Here is a 17,685-nt window from a genome sequence, read left to right as displayed (position 1 = left end):
GTCGGCCAGCTGGCCGACGTGGTCGATCTGCCGGAACCGCGGCGCATCGGTTGGCGCTTCGACATGCTCGACCACCCATGTCAGCGCATGCGGAATGAAGACGCCGTAGCTGCCGGCGGCAATGGCCGGCACGATATCGGACTTCAGCGAATTGCCGACCATCATCGCGCGCTCCGGCCCGTCTGCCACTTTCGAAAAGATCCGGCGGTAGGTCGTTGCGCTCTTGGCGCTGACGATCTCGACCGTATCGAACAGGTCGCCGAGACCGGACTGGGCCAGTTTGCGCTCCTGGTCGAAGAGGTCACCCTTGGTGATCAGCACCAGCAGATATTCGCCGTTCAGGGCGCGCAGCGTTTCTTCCACATGCGGGAGCGTTTCGACAGGATGGCGCAGAAGGTCCCGTCCGATATCGAGGATCTCGGCGATCGTCTTCGCCGGGACTTTGCCGTTGGTGATCTCGATCGCCGTCTCGATCATCGACAGCGTGAAGCCCTTGATGCCGAACCCATAGTGTTCGAGGTTGCGTTTCTCCGCATCCAGCAGGCGCTCCGAAATATGGGTGCCTTCGGCATATTCGCCGAGAAGCGCGGCGAAGTGATCCTCCGTCAGGCGGTAGAACTGCTCGTTCTGCCAGAGTGTGTCGTCGGCGTCGAAGCCGATGGCGGTGATCGGGCGCATCTTTTTACCTCCAGAGCGGAATATGGCCCGGGAAACCAGAGGGGCAAGTCGGTCGGGCAAGCGGGGCCTGCCCGACCGGGGCTCCCTACTTGGCGTTCACTTCAAGCCACTGGCGCATATCGGCGATTTCCTTTTCCTGCGCCTTGATGACCTCTTCGGCAAGCTTGCGCAACTCCGGATCCTTGCCGTGCTCCAGCTCGACGCGGGCCATGTCGATCGCGCCCTGGTGATGCGGGATCATGCTGCGAACGAAGTCGGCGTCAGTGTCGCCGGTGTAGTCGATGGCCATATCCGCGTGCATTTTGGTGTTCGCGGCCTCGAAGGCCTGCGTCGATGCGCTGCCTTCCTGTGGCGTACTGGCGTGCGTGCCTTCGTGTCCGTTATGTGCATCCTGCGTTGCGGCAGGACCTGCGAGCAGAAGCGCGATGGCCGATACGATAAGTGCGTTCCTTGCAGACATGGGTTTTCCTTTCCACTGTCCGTTGATCGTTGGTGTTCGTCCGGATGGTTTCCGATCAACGGCGGGGAGGACGCTCCAACGGTCCAGGCTCCGATGCGACGAGCGCCCGGGTAAGGTCAGGAACAGGACCGGAAAGATGCAGGGCCCCTCCGCAGCCTTCCGCTGCGTACGGCACTATGGTCAGGCAGGCGGCGCAAAGGGGCGTGATGCAGCTCTTGCCGCCATGCGGGCAGGGCGGGCTTTCATCTGCCGCCTGCACAGCTTTCGCATGTGCGTGGTCCTGATGCGCCGAAGGCTGAACCTCCAGTGAGGCCGCATGGGCCGTGTGCTGCATCGATGTCGTGACCGGTACGGACGCCATGGCTGGCATGGCTCCGTAGAGAAGCCAGGACAGGAACATCAGCATTGCGGCAAGGCGTGACATGTCCGGCATTAAAGCATGTTGCACAAGAGTGTGCAGCGTTTTTGCGACGACGGCCTGCTCAAAAACAAGACCTGGAGCGTTGGCGCGATCGGTTCATCGCAGATCACGGATGGCGACGACCCTGTGGTCGATCCGGTAGTCCCGGCTCTCCTCGCCAAAAGGCACGACCGGCCAGAGCCAGTCCTGTTGCGGCATGGGCGCCGGCACCCCATGCAAAAGGTCGCCTTCTTCTTCCCGGTTCCCGCCTCTGTCGACAACCGTATAGGACGTGTCGGTGACGAGAACGGTGCGGCATGGCAGGCCGGCCAGCCCGCCCAGATGGGCGCTGATCACCTGCGGCAGCACCTCCGCCGCGGATTGGTTGCCCTCCTTTTCGAGCCGCCGCTCGATGCCTACCCCGATCTGCGTCAGCAGGTTCGTGGAGATCACGAGGTCGAGATACGGCACCTGCCGCAGGAAGGAGAGGGGTTCTGGTGTCTTGCCCGCGACAGCGTCTTCGAAACCGGAGAGATCACGGGAAATCAGCCGCACGTTGCGCAGGCCTTTCGCCTTCAGCCACAACCGGACGCTTGCCAGATGCACGAGATCGACCAGGACCACCGTATCGAAGGCGCGGGACAGGAGTTCGACCGGCACGTCACGCAACAGGCCAGAGCCCAGCACCACGACGGTCCGCCGCTGCTTCATCTCCGCAATCGTCTGCTGCACGAAGCGCCTGCAGTTTTCCTCATGCTCGGCCCAGTCCCTGGCGCAGCGACGCGCCCGCGACCACAGGCTGACGGACGAACGGATATGGGGGCGGAAGGGCGTCGGCGTGACCGGATAGCTCGCCGCGTATTGGATGGCTTCTAGGATCATGGACGAGCGATAGACTTTCCGAAGACGCCGCTGTCAATCACTCGTTTGTATGCCACTCTTCGCCGGCCGCTGCCCTTGCCGCTCCGGCCGCCATCCTCTAAAGCATCGACCCGGAAACCGATAAGGTTTTCGGAAAGTACTATGGCTTAGATTCAAAGTGTGCAGCGTCCTTTGCGCGCCTTATCCGGCGCGTGGCGCTGCAAGGAAACCGCACATAAATACGGCCTTTCCCAAAGGCCCGCCGGCAATGGAATCCCGATCATGAGCGACAAGAAACAAAAAACACAGAAACTGAGAGCCCGCCTGCCACGTGGCTTCGTCGATCGTTCGGCCTCCGATATCCATGCCACCAACGAGATGATCGCGAAGATCCGCGAGGTCTATGAGCGTTACGGTTTCGATCCTATCGAGACACCGCTGTTCGAATACACCGATGCGCTCGGCAAATTCCTGCCCGACAGCGACCGCCCGAACGAAGGCGTTTTCTCGCTGACGGATGACGACGACCAGTGGATGTCGCTGCGCTACGACCTGACGGCGCCGCTCGCCCGCCATGTGGCCGAGAACTTCAACGAGATCCAGCTGCCGTTCCGCACCTATCGCGCCGGCTACGTCTTCCGCAACGAGAAGCCGGGTCCGGGCCGTTTCCGCCAGTTCATGCAGTTCGATGCCGATACGGTCGGTGCGCCGGGCGTTCAGGCGGACGCCGAGATGTGCATGATGATGGCCGACACGATGGAAGCGCTCGGCATCAAGCGCGGCGACTACATCATCCGCGTCAACAACCGCAAGGTACTTGATGGCGTCATGGAAGCGATCGGCCTTGGCGGCGACGAGAAGGCCGGCCAGCGGCTGAACGTGCTGCGCGCCATCGACAAGCTCGACAAGTTCGGCCCCGAAGGCGTGAAGCTCTTGCTCGGCGAAGGCCGCAAGGATGAGTCCGGTGACTTCACCAAGGGCGCAGGGCTGAATGAAGCGCAGATCGACAAGGTTCTCTTCTTCGTCGGCATCAAAGATTATGCGCAAAGCGCTGCCCAGCTCGGCGAACTGGTTGCCGGCACGGCAAAGGGCGGTGAAGGTGTTGACGAGCTGAATACGATCGGTGCGCTGGCAACGAGCGCCGGTTACGGACCGGACCGCATCAAGATCGACCCGTCGGTCGTCCGCGGCCTCGAGTACTACACCGGCCCGGTCTTTGAAGCCGAACTCAGCTTCGACGTTACCAACGAGAAGGGCGAAAAGGTTGTGTTCGGCTCGGTCGGCGGCGGTGGTCGTTACGATGGCCTCGTGTCGCGTTTCATGGGCCAGCCGGTTCCGGCCACGGGTTTCTCGATCGGTGTCTCGCGCCTGATGACGGCGCTGAAGAACCTCGGCAAGCTCGGGCAGGACGAAGTGGTCGCGCCCGTTCTCGTCACCGTCATGGACGGCGATGTTGAGAGCATGGGGCGTTACCAGCGCTTCACCCAGGCATTGCGCGCTGAAGGCATCCGCGCCGAAATGTACCAGGGCAACTGGAAGAAGTTTGGGAACCAGCTGAAATACGCCGACCGCCGCGGCTGCCCGATCGCCATCATCCAGGGCGGCGACGAGCGTGCGACAGGCGTCGTGCAGTTGAAGGACCTGATCGAGGGCAAACGCCTTTCCGGCGAGATCGAGGACAATGCGTCCTGGCGGGAGGCCCGCGTGGCACAGGATGTCGTGCCGGAAGCGGATCTGGTCGCCAAGGTAAAGGAAATCCTCGCCGCTCAGGCGGAAGATCGCAGGCGGGCGAAGGATGCTTGATCCTAGACCCCTCCCCAACTCTCCCCACAAGGGGGAGGGAGCAGGTTGGCGCCAGTGGCTGCTCTCTACAGCCGTCGCCAAGTTTGAAGATTTGGCACCGTGCGTTGCGGCTGGCTTAACCCTCCCCCTTGTGGGGAGGGTCGGAGCGGAGCGACGGGGAGGGGTGTTCGTCCCATGCCCCTGACCGACATGCCGGACTTCTCCGACGATCTCCTCGCCGAATTCGCCGCACGCCGGACGTTGCGGGTGAACACGCCGGTCATCCAGCCGGCCGAACCCTTTCTCGACATGGCCGGCGAAGATCTCCGCCGGCGGATATTCCTGACCGAGAGCGAGACGGGTTCAAGCCTCTGCCTGCGCCCCGAGTTCACCATTCCGGTTTGCCTGCGCCATATCGAAACCGCGACAGGCACCCCGAAGCGTTACTCCTATCTCGGCGAAGTCTTCCGGCAGCGCCGCGAGGGCGCGCAGGAATTCTATCAGGCCGGTATCGAGGACCTGGGCGAAAAGGATATCGCCAGCGCTGATGCGCGTGCGATCGGCGATGCGATGGGTGTCCTCTCCCGCCTGCTGCCGGGTCGTCCGCTCAAGCTTACGCTAGGTGATCAGGCCGTCTTCGAAGCGGTGGTCAAGGCGCTTGGCTTGCCGGTCGGCTGGCAGAAGCGCCTGATCCACGCCTTTGGCGACATGGGCCACCTGGAGGCGCTGCTCGAGCGGCTTGCGCGTCCGCAGCCGGTCGCGGGCCTCGATCCGCAGATCGCGGCACTTGTTGCCTCCGGCAACGAGGCGGAGCTGGTAGCCTGGATCGACCGGACGATGCAGGAGACCGGCTATTCGACCAATGCCAGCCGCTCGCCCACCGAAATCGCGCGGCGGCTTCAGGAAAAGCTCCAGCTCGCCGAGACGAAGCTCGATGGCGGCGCGCTTATCCTGCTGCGGGAGTTCCTGACGCTGCAATTGCCGCTCGGGGATGCGTCCGCGGCACTTGCCGGCTTTGCCGACGCGGCCGGGCTCGATTTGCGCCCGGCGATCGCACAGTTCGATGCTCGGCTGGGCGCACTCGCCAATGCGGGATTGGACCTCGCGGCGATGACCTATCGCGCCGCCTTCGGCCGTCCGCTGGATTACTATACGGGCCTTGTCTTCGAGGTAACGGAACAGGGGCGGTCCGCGGTTCTGGCTGGCGGCGGTCGCTTTGACCGCCTGATGACGCTGCTCGGTGCGACCGATCACATTCCTGCTGTCGGATTCTCGCTCTGGCTCGACCGAATTGAGACGGCGAGGGTCTCACCATGACGATTACGATCGCTCTGCCCTCCAAGGGGCGCATCAAGGAAGATACGGCCGCAATCTTTGGACGTGCCGGCCTATCGATCTCCGCCATCGGCAACGACCGATCCTACCGTGGGCGCATCGAGGGGATCGAGGGCGTCGAGGTGGCCTATCTGTCCGCATCGGAAATTGCCCGTGAGCTGGCAAGCGGCAGCGTCGATTTCGGCGTCACCGGTGAAGACCTCGTGCGCGAGGGGATGCCGGGTGTCGATGAGAAGGTGGAGTTCTGCGCTCGCCTCGCCTTCGGGCAGGCGGATGTCGTCGTCGCCGTGCCCGAAATCTGGCTCGACGTCGAAACCATGGCGGATCTAGGTGATGTGGCCGCCGATTTCCGCGCCCGTCATGGCCGCCGGCTGGCTATCGCCACGAAATACTGGCGTCTCACGCAGCAGTTCTTCTCCAGCCAGCACGGTATCCAGCTTTACCGCATCGTGGAAAGCCTCGGCGCGACCGAAGGTGCGCCGGCGGCCGGACAGGCGGATATCATCGTCGATATCACGTCCACCGGCTCCACACTCCGGGCCAACCATCTGAAGGTTCTGACCGACGGTATCATTCTCAGCAGCGAGGCCTGCCTTGTCCGCGCTCGCAAGCCCGAGCATGAGGGCGATCCGCGCGTGGCAAGGATTGTCGAGGCCGTTCGGACGGCACTGGCGGTTTCCGATGGCTGAAGACGATAACATCCGAGAAATCTACGAGCGGCACGCGCTGGCCTTCGACAACCTGCGCGGAAAGAACCTTTTCGAGAAGCCCTGGCTCGACCGCTTCGCCGCGCGGGTCCCCGCAACGGGCACGGTGCTCGATCTCGGTTGCGGTTCAGGAGAGCCTCTTGCCAAGGATCTCATCGGTCGCGGGTTCCGGCTGACGGGGGTCGATAGCTCGCAGACCCTGATCGACCTCTGCCAGACGCGCTTTCCCGATCATCAATGGATCGTCCGAGACATGCGGAAACTTCCGCCGGGCAGGACGTTCAACGGTATCGTCGCCTGGCACAGCTTCTTCCACCTGAACCCCGACGACCAGCGCGCCATGTTCCCGGTCTTCGCCTACCTTTCGGCGCCCGGTGCGGTGCTGATGTTTACCGCCGGCCATTTTGCCGGCGTTGCGATGGGCGAGTTCGGCGGAGAGCCGCTCTACCATGCCAGCCTCGATGCGGAGGAATACCGTGCGCTGCTGGCGCAGAACGGGTTCGATGTGGTCGCGCAGGCATCCCAGGATCCCTCCTGCGGCGGTGCCACCGTATGGCTGGCGCAACGGTTCGACTGATCTCCAAAACGGAAAACCCGCCGGTCCACGAGGGAGCCGGCGGGCTGGTCTTGGGCAGGGAAGTCTCGAAAGTTAGGCGGTGATTGCGACAGAACCGCGGCGGGCGTCAACCGAGTAGGCACCGGCACCGGCCGCGGCGAGCACCAGGAAGCCACCGGCAATCGTCAGGTTCTTCATCATCATCAGGCCGTTGAACATCGTCAGCAGGCCGTTGGCGGCTTCCGGGAAGTCCGGGACGTTGATCGCGCCGGAGTGAAAGACGAGAGCGGTAAAGGCGGAAAATGCGGCAAGCAGGATGGCCGCAAGGCGGGTCTGGAAGCCGACGAGCACGAAGAGGCCGAGGGCAAGTTCAAACAGTCCGGCGACGTATGCCAGGAAGGTAGCGGCCGGAAGGCCGGCGCCGGCGATCATGCCGGCCGTGCCGGCGGGATCGAGAAGCTTCGGGTAGCCGGCAAGGATGAACATGGCCGAGAGAAGGACACGGCCTGCGAGAAGCAGAAGGTTCGTGGTAGCGGTGTTGGACATAGGAGTCTCCGGAATGAGTTTCGCTGAGTTGCGGTGGCACTGATTTCTGGAGACCAATGTGCCTTGTTTCTGAGATATCCGAAAGATGAACGATTGGAGACAGATCGTCGTCTAAAAATGAACAATGCTGCCTCCAATCCCATTCACATTACTTGCTGCCTCCGGAAAACGTTTGCTTCACGTCCTGCGAGGTCGCACGGCAAGCCTCGAGGGCGGTCTTGTTGAAGACGATGCCGTGGCCGGGCACATCCAGAGGCGTGCCGATGCCGTTGCGCGTTTCGATAGGGTTCTCGAGCAGCCCGAGTTCGGTAAGGCTGCCGCCGACGACGTCTTCGAGCATGAAGCCGTTGGGAACGGCGCAGAGAAGGGGCAGCGAAAGTTCCATCATGTAGTGCGGAGCGATTGGCTTGCCGAAGCTGCTCGCCAGATGCGCCACCTTGAGCCATTCGGTTATGCCGCCGACAAAGGCGACATCTGCCTGCACGATATCGACGGCGCCTGCCCGCAGGTAGTTGAGGAACTGGTATTTGCTATAGAGGCTTTCGCCGAGCGCGATCGGCGTCCTGGTCGATCGCTTGAGATCTGCATGACCCTGCACGTCATGATAAAGGAGCGGCTCCTCGATCCATTCGAGATTGAATTTCTCCAGCCTCCCGGCGGCCTGGATCGCCTGGGCGGCGCTCCATTTCTGGTTGAGGTCGACCATCAGGCGAACGTCGGCCGGGAGCACTTCGCGGATCTTGGTCAGGCGTTCGATATCCTCTTCGAGGTCAGGCCTGCCGATCTTGATCTTCACGGCGCGGTAGCCGCGCTGGAGATAGTCGCGGGCGCGCGCCTGAAGGTCTTCGGCCCGATCCGATGAGGCGAGGTTGATCTCGCTGATATAGGCGGGAATGCTGTCGCGCGCCCCGCCCAGAAGTCTGTGCAGGGGCTCACCGCGATGCTTGCCGATAATGTCCCAGATGGCGACGTCAATCGCCGCTATCGCCATGGAATTCACGCCCAGTCCTAGCCGGCGGGACTGATTGGAAAGGCGGGACCAGACCTGTTCATAGGCGAGGGGATCCATGCCTATCGCAAGGTTCGACAGGTAGTCCTCGATCAGCGTGCGGATGGCGGTTCCGCCGATATCGACGCTGTAGCTGAATCCGGTACCACTGATGCCGGTGTCGGTTGTTACCTCGACGACGACGAACTCCAGCGCCTGAACCTTGTTCGTTGCATCCTCCCACGGCGATGCCGGCGGCAGCCTGTGAACGCTCGAGGTGATGCTTTCGATTTTCATAAGGTCTCTCCTCCCATGTGTCGTTCCGTCCTTCCACGGCGTATCTCGGGGTGCAATGGCGGAGGCGGCGGCTTCGGTACGCTTCGTCCGTTTTAGGCCGGCAGAAAGCCGAAAACGAAAAAGGGCGGTCCGAAGACCGCCCTTTCCGTAACTGAACCGGATGGCTCAGATGCGAGACCCAATGGGTCTTACATCATGTCCATGCCGCCCATGCCGCCCATGCCGCCTGGCATGCCGCCAGCAGCGCCGCCGTCCTTCTTAGGAGCTTCGGCGATCATGGCTTCCGTCGTGATCAGCAGCGAAGCAACCGAAGCTGCGTTCTGCAGAGCCGTACGAACGACCTTGACCGGGTCGACGATGCCGAGAGCGATCAGATCGCCGTATTCGCCGGTCTGAGCGTTGTAGCCGTAGTTGTCTTCGTTCTTCTCGAGGATCTTGCCGACAACGATCGAGGCTTCGTCACCAGCGTTTTCAGCGATCTGGCGAACCAGCGACTGAAGAGCCTTGCGAACGATGTTGATGCCGGCTTCCTGGTCCTGGTTCTCACCCTTGACGGTGATCTTCGTGGACGAACGAAGCAGGGCAACGCCGCCGCCCGGTACGATGCCTTCCTGAACAGCAGCGCGCGTCGCGTTGAGTGCGTCGTCGATGCGGTCCTTCTTTTCCTTGACTTCGACTTCCGTCGAGCCGCCGACGCGGATCACGGCAACGCCGCCAGCGAGCTTGGCAAGACGTTCCTGCAGCTTCTCGCGGTCGTAGTCCGAAGAGGTTTCTTCGATCTGAGCCTTGATCTGGCCAACGCGGCCTTCGATGTCCGACTTCTGGCCGGCACCGTCGACGATCGTGGTGTTTTCCTTGGTGATCGAGACCTTCTTGGTGCGGCCGAGCATGTCGAGCGTGACATTTTCGAGCTTGATGCCGAGGTCTTCGGAGATGACAGTGCCGCCCGTCAGGATGGCGATGTCTTCCAGCATGGCCTTGCGGCGATCGCCGAAGCCCGGAGCCTTGACGGCAGCGATCTTCAGGCCGCCACGCAGCTTGTTGACGACGAGCGTAGCAAGAGCTTCGCCTTCGACGTCTTCAGCGATGATGAGGAGTGGCTTGCCGGACTGTACGACGGCTTCCAGAACCGGCAGCATTGCCTGCAGGTTGGAAAGCTTCTTCTCGTGCAGGAGGATGTATGCGTCGTCGAGATCGGCGACCATCTTTTCCGGGTTGGTCACGAAGTAAGGCGACAGGTAGCCGCGGTCGAACTGCATGCCTTCGACGACTTCGAGTTCGGTTTCAGCGGTCTTGGCTTCTTCGACGGTGATGACACCCTCGTTGCCGACCTTCTGCATGGCTTCAGCAATATCGAGACCGATCTGCTTTTCGCCGTTTGCCGAGATCGTGCCGACCTGTGCGACTTCTTCCGAAGTGTTGATCTTCTTGGCCTTGGCCTGGAGATCCTTGACGACTTCTGCAACGGCGAGATCGATGCCGCGCTTCAGGTCCATCGGGTTCATGCCGGCTGCAACAGCCTTGCCGCCTTCGCGAACGATGGCCTGGGCGAGAACGGTTGCCGTCGTCGTGCCGTCACCGGCGATGTCGTTGGTCTTCGAAGCAACTTCGCGGACCATCTGGGCGCCCATGTTTTCGAACTTGTCTTCCAGTTCGATTTCCTTGGCTACCGATACGCCGTCCTTGGTGATGCGCGGAGCGCCGAAGGACTTGTCGATGATGACGTTACGGCCCTTCGGGCCGAGCGTTACCTTGACTGCGTCAGCGAGAATGTCGACGCCGCGCAGCATCTTTTCGCGCGCAGTACGGCCGAACTTGATTTCTTTAGCTGCCATTTTGATAACTCCTGAAAAGGGGTGTCAGCGATTTTTCGAAAAGAGCAAAAGGCTGGAGATCAGCCGATGATGCCCATGATGTCGGCTTCCTTCATGATCAGAAGGTCTTCGCCGTCGAGCTTCACTTCGGTGCCGGACCACTTGCCGAACAGAACGCGGTCGCCAGCCTTGACGTCGAGAGCAACAATATTGCCCTTGTCGTCACGGGTGCCGGTGCCTACGGCGACGATTTCGCCTTCCTGCGGCTTTTCCTTGGCAGTGTCCGGGATGATGATGCCACCCTTGGTCTTGGCTTCGGATTCGACGCGGCGAACAACGACGCGGTCGTGCAGGGGGCGGAAATTGGTGCTTGCCATTGTCTAATCCCTCGATCAAATGACATGGACGGATCTGCGGACCCGTATCTCTTTGCTAGCACTCGTCCTGGGAGAGTGCCAACGACCGTCGAGATAGGGGTGGCCCGGTTGAGAGTCAAGGACGGGGCCCGCTTAAAAACGCAACATCGTTTACGGGCAACGCGATGTGCCGTTATCCCCGTCAGGACTGAATTTTCTTGCCAATGCGGGCAAGCTTTGCGATGTCAGCCCTTGTTCCAGATCCCAGTTCGGAAGCAGGCATGGCCAAGCGCATCAGCAATTTCAGCGAAATCACCGCACATTATGACGTGATCCTCTCGGATGTGTGGGGTGTGGTGCATAACGGCATCGATGCCTTTCCGGCGGCGTGCAAGGCGTTGGTGGATGCGCGTGCGGCGGGGGTGACCGTCGTGCTGATCACCAATTCCCCGCGACCCTCTCCCGGCGTGATTTCGCAGCTTCGGGTGCTCGGTGTTCCGGATGAGGCCTATGACCGGATTGTCACCTCCGGGGACGTGACGCGGCACCTGATTGCCGAAGGGCCGAAGAAAGTCTTTCTTCTCGGCCCGGAGCGCGACATGCCGCTGTTCGAAGGTCTGGACAACGAGGTGGTTGGGCAGGACGAGGCGGACGCCATTGTCTGCACCGGCTTCTTCGATGACGAGAAGGAGGTTCCGGAGGACTATCACGACATGCTGGTGGCCTTCCAGAAGCGCGATGTTCCCTTCATCTGCGCCAACCCGGACCTGGTGGTCGAGCGCGGCCACCGCATCATTCCCTGCGCCGGCGCCATCGCTGCCTATTACGAAGACCTGGGCGGCAAGTCTCGGATCGCCGGCAAGCCCCACACGCCGATCTATGAGGAAGCCTTGTCTTCGGCGCGCGAGGCTCGCGGTGAATTTTCCAAGGATCGTGTGGTCGCCATCGGTGATGGCATGCCGACCGACGTGCGCGGAGCGATCTCCCAGGGGCTCGATCTCCTCTATATCAGCGCGGGCATTCATGTGAACGAGTACACGATCAATGGCGAGATCGACGAAGCGGTCATGAACGCGTGGCTGAAAAGAGAGGGTGCATCGCCCAGGTGGTGGATGCCGCGTCTGGCCTAGGATCACGACCGATGACCGTATTTCATCGCAACGAGAAGAAGGAACCGCTGCCCGACGCGCTGAAGGGCGGCGTTGTGGCGATCGGCAATTTCGATGGGGTGCATCGCGGCCATAGAAGCGTTCTGAAGAAAGCGCTGTCGCTTGCAAAAGCCAGGGGCGTGCCGGCATTGGTGCTGACCTTCGAGCCGCATCCGCGCACCGTCTTTCAGCCGGACAGGCCGGTCTACCGGTTGACGCCGGCGCCGCTGAAGGCGCGGCTTCTCGAAGCCATGGGCTTCCGTTCGGTGATCGAATATCCTTTTGACAAGGAATTTTCCCAGCGCACGGCCGAAGAGTTCGTCCAGTCCATTCTGGTGCAATGGCTGGGGGCGAGCGCCGTGGTCACGGGCTTTGATTTCCACTTCGGCAGGGGCCGCGAAGGTGGTCCTGCTTTCCTGATGGCTGCGGGCGAGCGCCATGGCTTCGCGGTCACGCTGGTTGATGCCTTTCGTGACGAGAACGCCGAGGTTGTCTCGTCCAGCCGCATTCGCGACCTTCTTGCGGAGGGAGACGTCGCTACGTCGGCAGGCCTGCTCGGCTATCGCTATACGGTCGAAGCCGAAGTCATTGGCGGCGAGAAGCTCGGTCGCACGCTCGGGTTCCCGACCGCCAACATGCAGCTTCCTCCGGAAGTGGAACTCAAGCCCGGTATTTATGCCGTGCGCTTCCGCACCGAGGACGGAAAGCTGTACAATGGCGTTGCAAGCTATGGTCGCCGTCCGACCGTGACGGAAAACGGCGTCCCGCTGCTGGAGACCTATGTCTTCGATTTCGCAGGCGACCTCTACGGGCAGACCTGTTCCGTCTCCTTCTTCGGTCACCTGCGCGACGAGCTGAAGTTCGACGGGCTCGATCCGCTCGTGGCGCAGATCAAGCGTGATGACGAAGAGGCGAGGGCGCTTCTGTCCGGCGTCAAGCCGCTTGGCGAACTGGATATGGAAATTGCATTCGCACCGGATGCAAGCAAGGGAGGATAATCTTTTGGCAACGACCCCGCGCAGGCCCGTAAACCCCATGGATGCCGCCGAAGCCCTGTTCAAGCCTGTCAAGAAGCCGGCGGCACCCGCTGTAGAAAAACGCGCCCTGCCTGAAACGAAGGAACTCGTATCCCTGAAGCTCGACAGTGCCGTCCTGCATCATTTTCAGGAGGATGGGCCTGGCTGGCAGGACCGCATCAACGATGTACTGCGCGCCGCCATGCTGGCAAATTCGAAAGACTAGGGCCAATCTGACGCAAAGCCGGCGCGCGCGATCGAAGTCTCTTCCTTTCGCCCGGAAAAACCCGTAATAACCGCGTCCATGACAGATATCCGGCTGGCCCTTTTCATACGAATTATCGGCCCGGCCTTCCGCGTCGCTTGAGTGCAGGCGTCGGGAAGGTCCGGGTTCTCTGCGCCTTGAGTGGTGCTTTCCGCCACCGAACTCTCCTAATCCGATGCGCCCATGGCGGCGCCAGAGACGATTGCCGAACATGACCGATACAGCCGAAAAGCTCGATTACTCGAAGACCCTCTATCTGCCTGAAACCGATTTCCCGATGCGCGCCGGCTTGCCGCAGAAGGAGCCGGAACTCGTCAAGCGCTGGCAGGAGATGAACCTCTACAAAAAGCTGCGCGCCTCCGCTGCCGGCCGCGAAAAGTTCGTGCTGCATGACGGCCCTCCCTATGCGAACGGCAACATCCATATCGGCCACGCGCTGAACAAGATCCTCAAGGACGTCATCACCCGCTCGTTCCAGATGCGTGGATACGACAGCAACTACGTTCCCGGCTGGGACTGCCACGGCCTGCCGATCGAGTGGAAGATCGAGGAAAAATACCGCGAGAAGGGCAAGAACAAGGACGAGGTTCCGGTCAACGAGTTCCGTCAGGAATGCCGTGACTTCGCCGCCAACTGGATCAGCATCCAGTCTGTGGAGTTCAAGCGCCTCGGTATCGAAGGCGACTTTGACAATCCCTACACGACCATGAACTTCCACTCCGAAGCCCGCATCGCCGGCGAACTTCTGAAGATCGCCCGGAGCGGACAGCTCTATCGCGGCTCGAAGCCGGTCATGTGGTCGGTGGTAGAGCGCACGGCGCTTGCGGAAGCCGAGGTCGAATACGCCGACGTCGAGAGCGACACGATCTGGGTGAAGTTCCCGGTGGCTGAAGGCTCGCCGGAGCTGAAGGACACCCATGTCGTCATCTGGACGACCACGCCCTGGACCATTCCCGGCAACCGCGCCATCGCCTATTCGCCGAGGGTCGCCTACGGGCTCTACGAAGTTACGGCTGCTGAAAACGATTTCGGCCCGCGTCCGGGTGAAAAGCTGATCTTTGCCGATGCGCTGGCCGAGGAGAGCTTCAAGAAGGCGAAGCTCGAATATACGCGCCTGCGCGATGTGTCGGCTGATGACCTTGCCGCCATCACCTGCGCCCACCCGTTGGCTTCGCTCGGCTACGACTTCAAGGTTCCGCTGCTTGCTGGTGATCATGTCACCGACGATGCCGGTACCGGCTTCGTGCATACGGCGCCCAGCCACGGTCGCGAAGACTTTGATGTCTGGACAGATCACGTCCGCGAACTGGAAGCCAAGGGCGTCGACACCAAGATCCCGTTCCCCGTCGACGATGCCGGTTTCTATACCGCGGATGCGCCCGGCTTCGGTCCCGACCGCGAGGGTGGCGCCGCGCGCGTCATGGATGACAACGGCAAGAAAGGCGATGCCAACAAGGTTGTCATCGAAGCGCTTATCGCCGTCAACAACCTGTTTGCACGCGGCCGCCTCAAGCACTCCTATCCGCACTCCTGGCGGTCCAAGAAGCCGGTGATCTTCCGCAACACGCCGCAATGGTTCGTCTACATGGACAAGGACCTTGCCGACGGAACGACTCTGCGCTCCCGTGCGCTGAAAGCGATCGACGACACCCGCTTTGTGCCCGCTGCCGGCCAGAACCGCCTGCGCGCCATGATCGAGCAGCGCCCGGACTGGGTTCTGTCCCGCCAGCGCGCCTGGGGCGTTCCGATCTGCGTCTTCGTCGACGAGAAGGGCGAGATCCTCCAGGACGAAGCGGTCAATGCCCGCATCATGGAGGCTTTCGAACAGGAAGGCGCCGATGCCTGGTTTGCCGACGGTGCCCGCGAACGCTTCCTGGGTGCACGCGCCAACGAGGGCTGGACGCAAGTCCGCGACATTCTGGATGTGTGGTTCGATTCCGGTTCGACCCACACCTTCACGCTGGAAGACCGCCCGGACCTGAAATGGCCGGCCGACGTGTATCTGGAGGGGTCCGACCAGCATCGCGGCTGGTTCCATTCGTCGCTGCTGGAATCGGCTGCCACCCGCGGCCGCGCGCCCTATGACACGGTCGTCACCCATGGTTTCACCATGGATGAGAAGGGCCAGAAGATGTCGAAGTCGCTCGGCAACGTCGTGTCCCCGCAGGACGTCATGAAGGACGCCGGCGCCGATATCCTGCGCCTCTGGGTCATGACGACGGACTACTGGGAAGACCAGCGTCTCGGCAAGACGATCATCCAGACGAACGTCGATGCCTATCGCAAGCTGCGCAATACAATCCGCTGGATGCTCGGCACGCTCGCCCATGACGAGGGCGAGGAGATCGCCTATGCCGATCTGCCCGAACTCGAAAAGCTGATGCTGCATCGACTTGCCGAGATCGATACCCTCGTGCGCGAAGGCTATGACGCGTTCGAATTCAAGAAGATCGCTCGCGCGCTGATCGATTTCGCCAATATCGAGCTGTCGGCCTTCTACTTCGATATCCGCAAGGATGCGCTTTATTGCGATGCTCCGTCTTCGCTGCGCCGGCGCGCAAGCCTCGCCGTCATCCGGAAGATCTTCGAGTGCACGGTCACCTGGCTTGCTCCGATGCTGCCGTTCACCACCGAAGAGGCCTGGCTGTCGCTGAAGCCCGATGCCGTTTCGGTGCATCTGGAACAGTTCCCGGCGATCCCGGCGGACTGGAAAAACGATGCCCTCGCTGAAAAGTGGGCGAAGATCCGCAAGGTCCGCTCCGTCGTGACGGGCGCTCTCGAAATCGAGCGCAAGGATAAGCGCATCGGCTCTTCGCTCGAAGCTGCCCCCGTGGTCTACGTCTCCGATAGCGACCTGATCAAGGCGCTGGAGGGGCAGGACTTCGAGGAGATCTGCATCACGTCGGACATTCGCGTTGTCGCGGGTGAAGGCGGAACGGATGCTTTCCGTCTTCCCGAAGTGCCGGGTGTCGCCGTCGATCCGACGCTTGCCGAGGGCACCAAGTGCGCCCGTTCATGGCGGGTGACGACGGACGTGGGGTCCGATCCGCAGTATCCGGACGTATCCGCACGGGATGCCGCGACCTTGAGGGAACTGGCTTTACTCGGTCGCCTGGGTTGAGGGTTGGGCTTTGACCGGATGATTGCGCTTTGACGCGTCATCCGGTACATCTGCCCGAAATTGGCCGGAATTCTACTTCAGGCCGAAATCGAGATGAAGATCTGAAGGCGTCGAAGGACGGGCGCCGCTGGAAGGGTTTAATGAAGACGTCGCATGGGTTTCGCGCTGCTTACAGCGTAGCCGGTATGATGGCCGGAGTGCTGTCCCTTTCGGGTTGCATGGGAAGTCCGACCTACGGGACGGGCACCCCTGCCATGGAGCAGTTGGGCAACGACCTGGCATCCGCGGTTTCGCTGGGTGGCACCCAGGAAAAGCGCGACGTCAAGTACAACCCTCGCCCCGGCCTCGTTGTCGCGGCCCAGGACAGATCGCTCCCGCCACCGCAGACATCGCTCGCCAGCCGCGAGAACAATCCGGGCTGGGTGGAATCGCCCGAGGAGACACGTCAGCGTCTTCGCCAGGAAGCCACCGAAAACGAGAACAATCCGCGGTATCGTTCGCCTCTGCTCGCGGGCAAGGGGAAGGCGGGCCAGATGACGGAATCCGAAAAGTGGGAAGCCTTCCGTCAGGCCAAGCAGAACGCAGAAGGCACCGACGTGACACAGGGGCGCCGCCGTTCGTTGACCGATCCTCCGGTGCAATATCGCGCTGTCGATTCCGCTGAACTTGCCGATCTGGGCGAACCGGAGCTCCAGAAGGAGCGCCGCCGCAAGAAGGAAGCACAGGCGGCCAAGCAGACGTCGAGCTGGTGGAAGCCCTTCCAGTAAGCCTCTCAGCTTTCCCTGCGAGATTTGAAGAACTGCACGAGCATGGCAGCCGCTTCTGTTTCGAAGAGGCCTGAATAGACATCCGGCACGTGATGGCACGTCGGCTGCCGATAGAACCTGACGCCGTTGTCCACGGCGCCGCCCTTCGGGTCTTCGGCGCCGTAATAGAGCCTGCGGATACGGGCGAAGGAAATGGCGCCGGCGCACATTGTGCAGGGTTCCAGCGTTACATAGAGATCCGCGCCTGCCAGACGCTCCTGTCCCAGACGCTTAGATGCATCCCGAATGACGGCAATTTCCGCATGGGCGGTAACGTCGTTGTCGGCGCGGGTGCGATTGCCCGAGCGGGCGACAATCTCGCCGTCCACCACCAGCACGGCGCCAACCGGGATCTCTCCCCGTTCGGCCGCAATGCGCGCTTCTTGCAAAGCTTGCGCCATGAAACCATCGTTCTTGGCCATTCTCGGCGATTTCCTCTTAACCCGGCTCACGCGAACTGGTAGGAAGCGAACAAAGCCTTCCTCCGCATCGCGGAGAGCCATACGCACCTCAGTCAACACGAATGTCCGGATGTTTCCGTTCGACATT

At 61.7% G+C, this 17,685-nt stretch carries 18 protein-coding genes; 9 read left to right on the top strand and 9 right to left on the bottom strand.

The window, feature by feature from the left end:
- The 4 genes from LH464_RS11495 to LH464_RS11480 form a co-directional block, all read right to left on the bottom strand.
- Positions 1 to 678 (bottom strand): HAD family hydrolase (locus LH464_RS11495; protein ID WP_226786519.1); only part of this gene is annotated, 678 nt, incomplete at its 3' end.
- A gap of 85 nt (positions 679 to 763) precedes the next feature.
- Complete coding sequence (gene copM / locus LH464_RS11490; RefSeq protein ID WP_226786518.1) at positions 764 to 1,138, bottom strand: CopM family metallochaperone; 375 nt, start codon at positions 1,136 to 1,138, stop codon at positions 764 to 766.
- Between the two features lie 55 nt (positions 1,139 to 1,193).
- A complete protein-coding gene (locus LH464_RS11485; RefSeq protein WP_226786517.1) occupies positions 1,194 to 1,571 on the bottom strand; it encodes a hypothetical protein in 378 nt (125 codons plus the stop codon).
- 84 nt (positions 1,572 to 1,655) lie between these two features.
- Entirely contained in the window at positions 1,656 to 2,420 is a 765-nt protein-coding gene (locus LH464_RS11480) for a hypothetical protein (RefSeq protein WP_226786516.1), read from the bottom strand.
- Between the two features lie 261 nt (positions 2,421 to 2,681).
- On the opposite strand from LH464_RS11480, the gene hisS reads away from it, so the two are divergent.
- From hisS to LH464_RS11460, 4 genes are all read left to right on the top strand, one after another.
- On the top strand, positions 2,682 to 4,202 hold the full coding sequence (hisS, locus tag LH464_RS11475; protein WP_226786515.1) for a histidine--tRNA ligase: 1,521 nt from the start codon (positions 2,682 to 2,684) through the stop codon (positions 4,200 to 4,202).
- Between the two features lie 174 nt (positions 4,203 to 4,376).
- The gene (locus tag LH464_RS11470; RefSeq protein WP_226786514.1) at positions 4,377 to 5,498 is read left to right on the top strand and encodes an ATP phosphoribosyltransferase regulatory subunit; all 1,122 of its coding nucleotides are present in this window, start codon (positions 4,377 to 4,379) and stop codon (positions 5,496 to 5,498) included.
- Positions 5,495 to 6,205: an ATP phosphoribosyltransferase gene (hisG, locus tag LH464_RS11465; protein ID WP_226786513.1), complete on the top strand. Its 711-nt coding sequence runs from the start codon at positions 5,495 to 5,497 to the stop codon at positions 6,203 to 6,205. The genes LH464_RS11470 and hisG overlap by 4 nt, the downstream gene beginning before the upstream one ends.
- Complete coding sequence (locus LH464_RS11460) at positions 6,198 to 6,800, top strand: class I SAM-dependent DNA methyltransferase (RefSeq protein ID WP_226786512.1); 603 nt, start codon at positions 6,198 to 6,200, stop codon at positions 6,798 to 6,800. Before hisG ends, LH464_RS11460 begins: the two co-directional genes overlap by 8 nt.
- A gap of 72 nt (positions 6,801 to 6,872) precedes the next feature.
- On the opposite strand, the gene LH464_RS11455 is transcribed toward LH464_RS11460, so the two are convergent.
- The 4 genes from LH464_RS11455 to groES all read right to left on the bottom strand — a co-directional run bounded on the left by LH464_RS11455 (position 6,873) and on the right by groES (position 10,801).
- The gene (locus LH464_RS11455; protein ID WP_315859632.1) at positions 6,873 to 7,340 is read right to left on the bottom strand and encodes a DoxX family protein; all 468 of its coding nucleotides are present in this window, start codon (positions 7,338 to 7,340) and stop codon (positions 6,873 to 6,875) included.
- A 133-nt stretch (positions 7,341 to 7,473) separates the two neighbouring features.
- Positions 7,474 to 8,610, bottom strand: a complete 1,137-nt coding sequence (locus LH464_RS11450) for a mandelate racemase/muconate lactonizing enzyme family protein (RefSeq protein WP_226786510.1) — start codon at positions 8,608 to 8,610, stop codon at positions 7,474 to 7,476.
- 188 nt (positions 8,611 to 8,798) lie between these two features.
- Entirely contained in the window at positions 8,799 to 10,445 is a 1,647-nt protein-coding gene (groL, locus tag LH464_RS11445; protein ID WP_226786509.1) for a chaperonin GroEL, read from the bottom strand.
- A gap of 59 nt (positions 10,446 to 10,504) precedes the next feature.
- Positions 10,505 to 10,801 (bottom strand): co-chaperone GroES, encoded by a 297-nt coding sequence (groES, locus tag LH464_RS11440; protein ID WP_226786508.1) that lies wholly within the window; start codon positions 10,799 to 10,801, stop codon positions 10,505 to 10,507.
- A gap of 260 nt (positions 10,802 to 11,061) precedes the next feature.
- Between groES and LH464_RS11435 the strand changes: the two genes are divergently transcribed.
- The 5 genes from LH464_RS11435 to LH464_RS11415 all read left to right on the top strand — a co-directional run bounded on the left by LH464_RS11435 (position 11,062) and on the right by LH464_RS11415 (position 17,097).
- Positions 11,062 to 11,910, top strand: coding sequence for a TIGR01459 family HAD-type hydrolase (locus LH464_RS11435; RefSeq protein WP_226786507.1), 849 nt, complete (start codon positions 11,062 to 11,064; stop codon positions 11,908 to 11,910).
- 11 nt (positions 11,911 to 11,921) lie between these two features.
- The gene (locus tag LH464_RS11430; protein WP_226786506.1) at positions 11,922 to 12,926 is read left to right on the top strand and encodes a bifunctional riboflavin kinase/FAD synthetase; all 1,005 of its coding nucleotides are present in this window, start codon (positions 11,922 to 11,924) and stop codon (positions 12,924 to 12,926) included.
- A 4-nt stretch (positions 12,927 to 12,930) separates the two neighbouring features.
- The gene (locus LH464_RS11425; protein ID WP_226786505.1) at positions 12,931 to 13,170 is read left to right on the top strand and encodes a BrnA antitoxin family protein; all 240 of its coding nucleotides are present in this window, start codon (positions 12,931 to 12,933) and stop codon (positions 13,168 to 13,170) included.
- Positions 13,171 to 13,420: 250 nt separating this feature from the next.
- Entirely contained in the window at positions 13,421 to 16,330 is a 2,910-nt protein-coding gene (gene ileS / locus LH464_RS11420) for an isoleucine--tRNA ligase (protein WP_226786504.1), read from the top strand.
- A gap of 140 nt (positions 16,331 to 16,470) precedes the next feature.
- Complete coding sequence (locus LH464_RS11415) at positions 16,471 to 17,097, top strand: hypothetical protein (RefSeq protein WP_226786503.1); 627 nt, start codon at positions 16,471 to 16,473, stop codon at positions 17,095 to 17,097.
- Positions 17,098 to 17,102: 5 nt separating this feature from the next.
- On the opposite strand, the gene LH464_RS11410 is transcribed toward LH464_RS11415, so the two are convergent.
- Complete coding sequence (locus LH464_RS11410; RefSeq protein ID WP_226786502.1) at positions 17,103 to 17,558, bottom strand: nucleoside deaminase; 456 nt, start codon at positions 17,556 to 17,558, stop codon at positions 17,103 to 17,105.
- Between the last annotated feature and the right edge of the window lie 127 nt (positions 17,559 to 17,685).

It is taken from the genome of Pseudorhizobium xiangyangii (assembly GCF_020531965.1).
GTDB classification, from domain to species: Bacteria; Pseudomonadota; Alphaproteobacteria; order Rhizobiales; family Rhizobiaceae; genus Neorhizobium; species Neorhizobium xiangyangii.
This window is presented reverse-complemented; position numbering and strand designations above follow the sequence as displayed.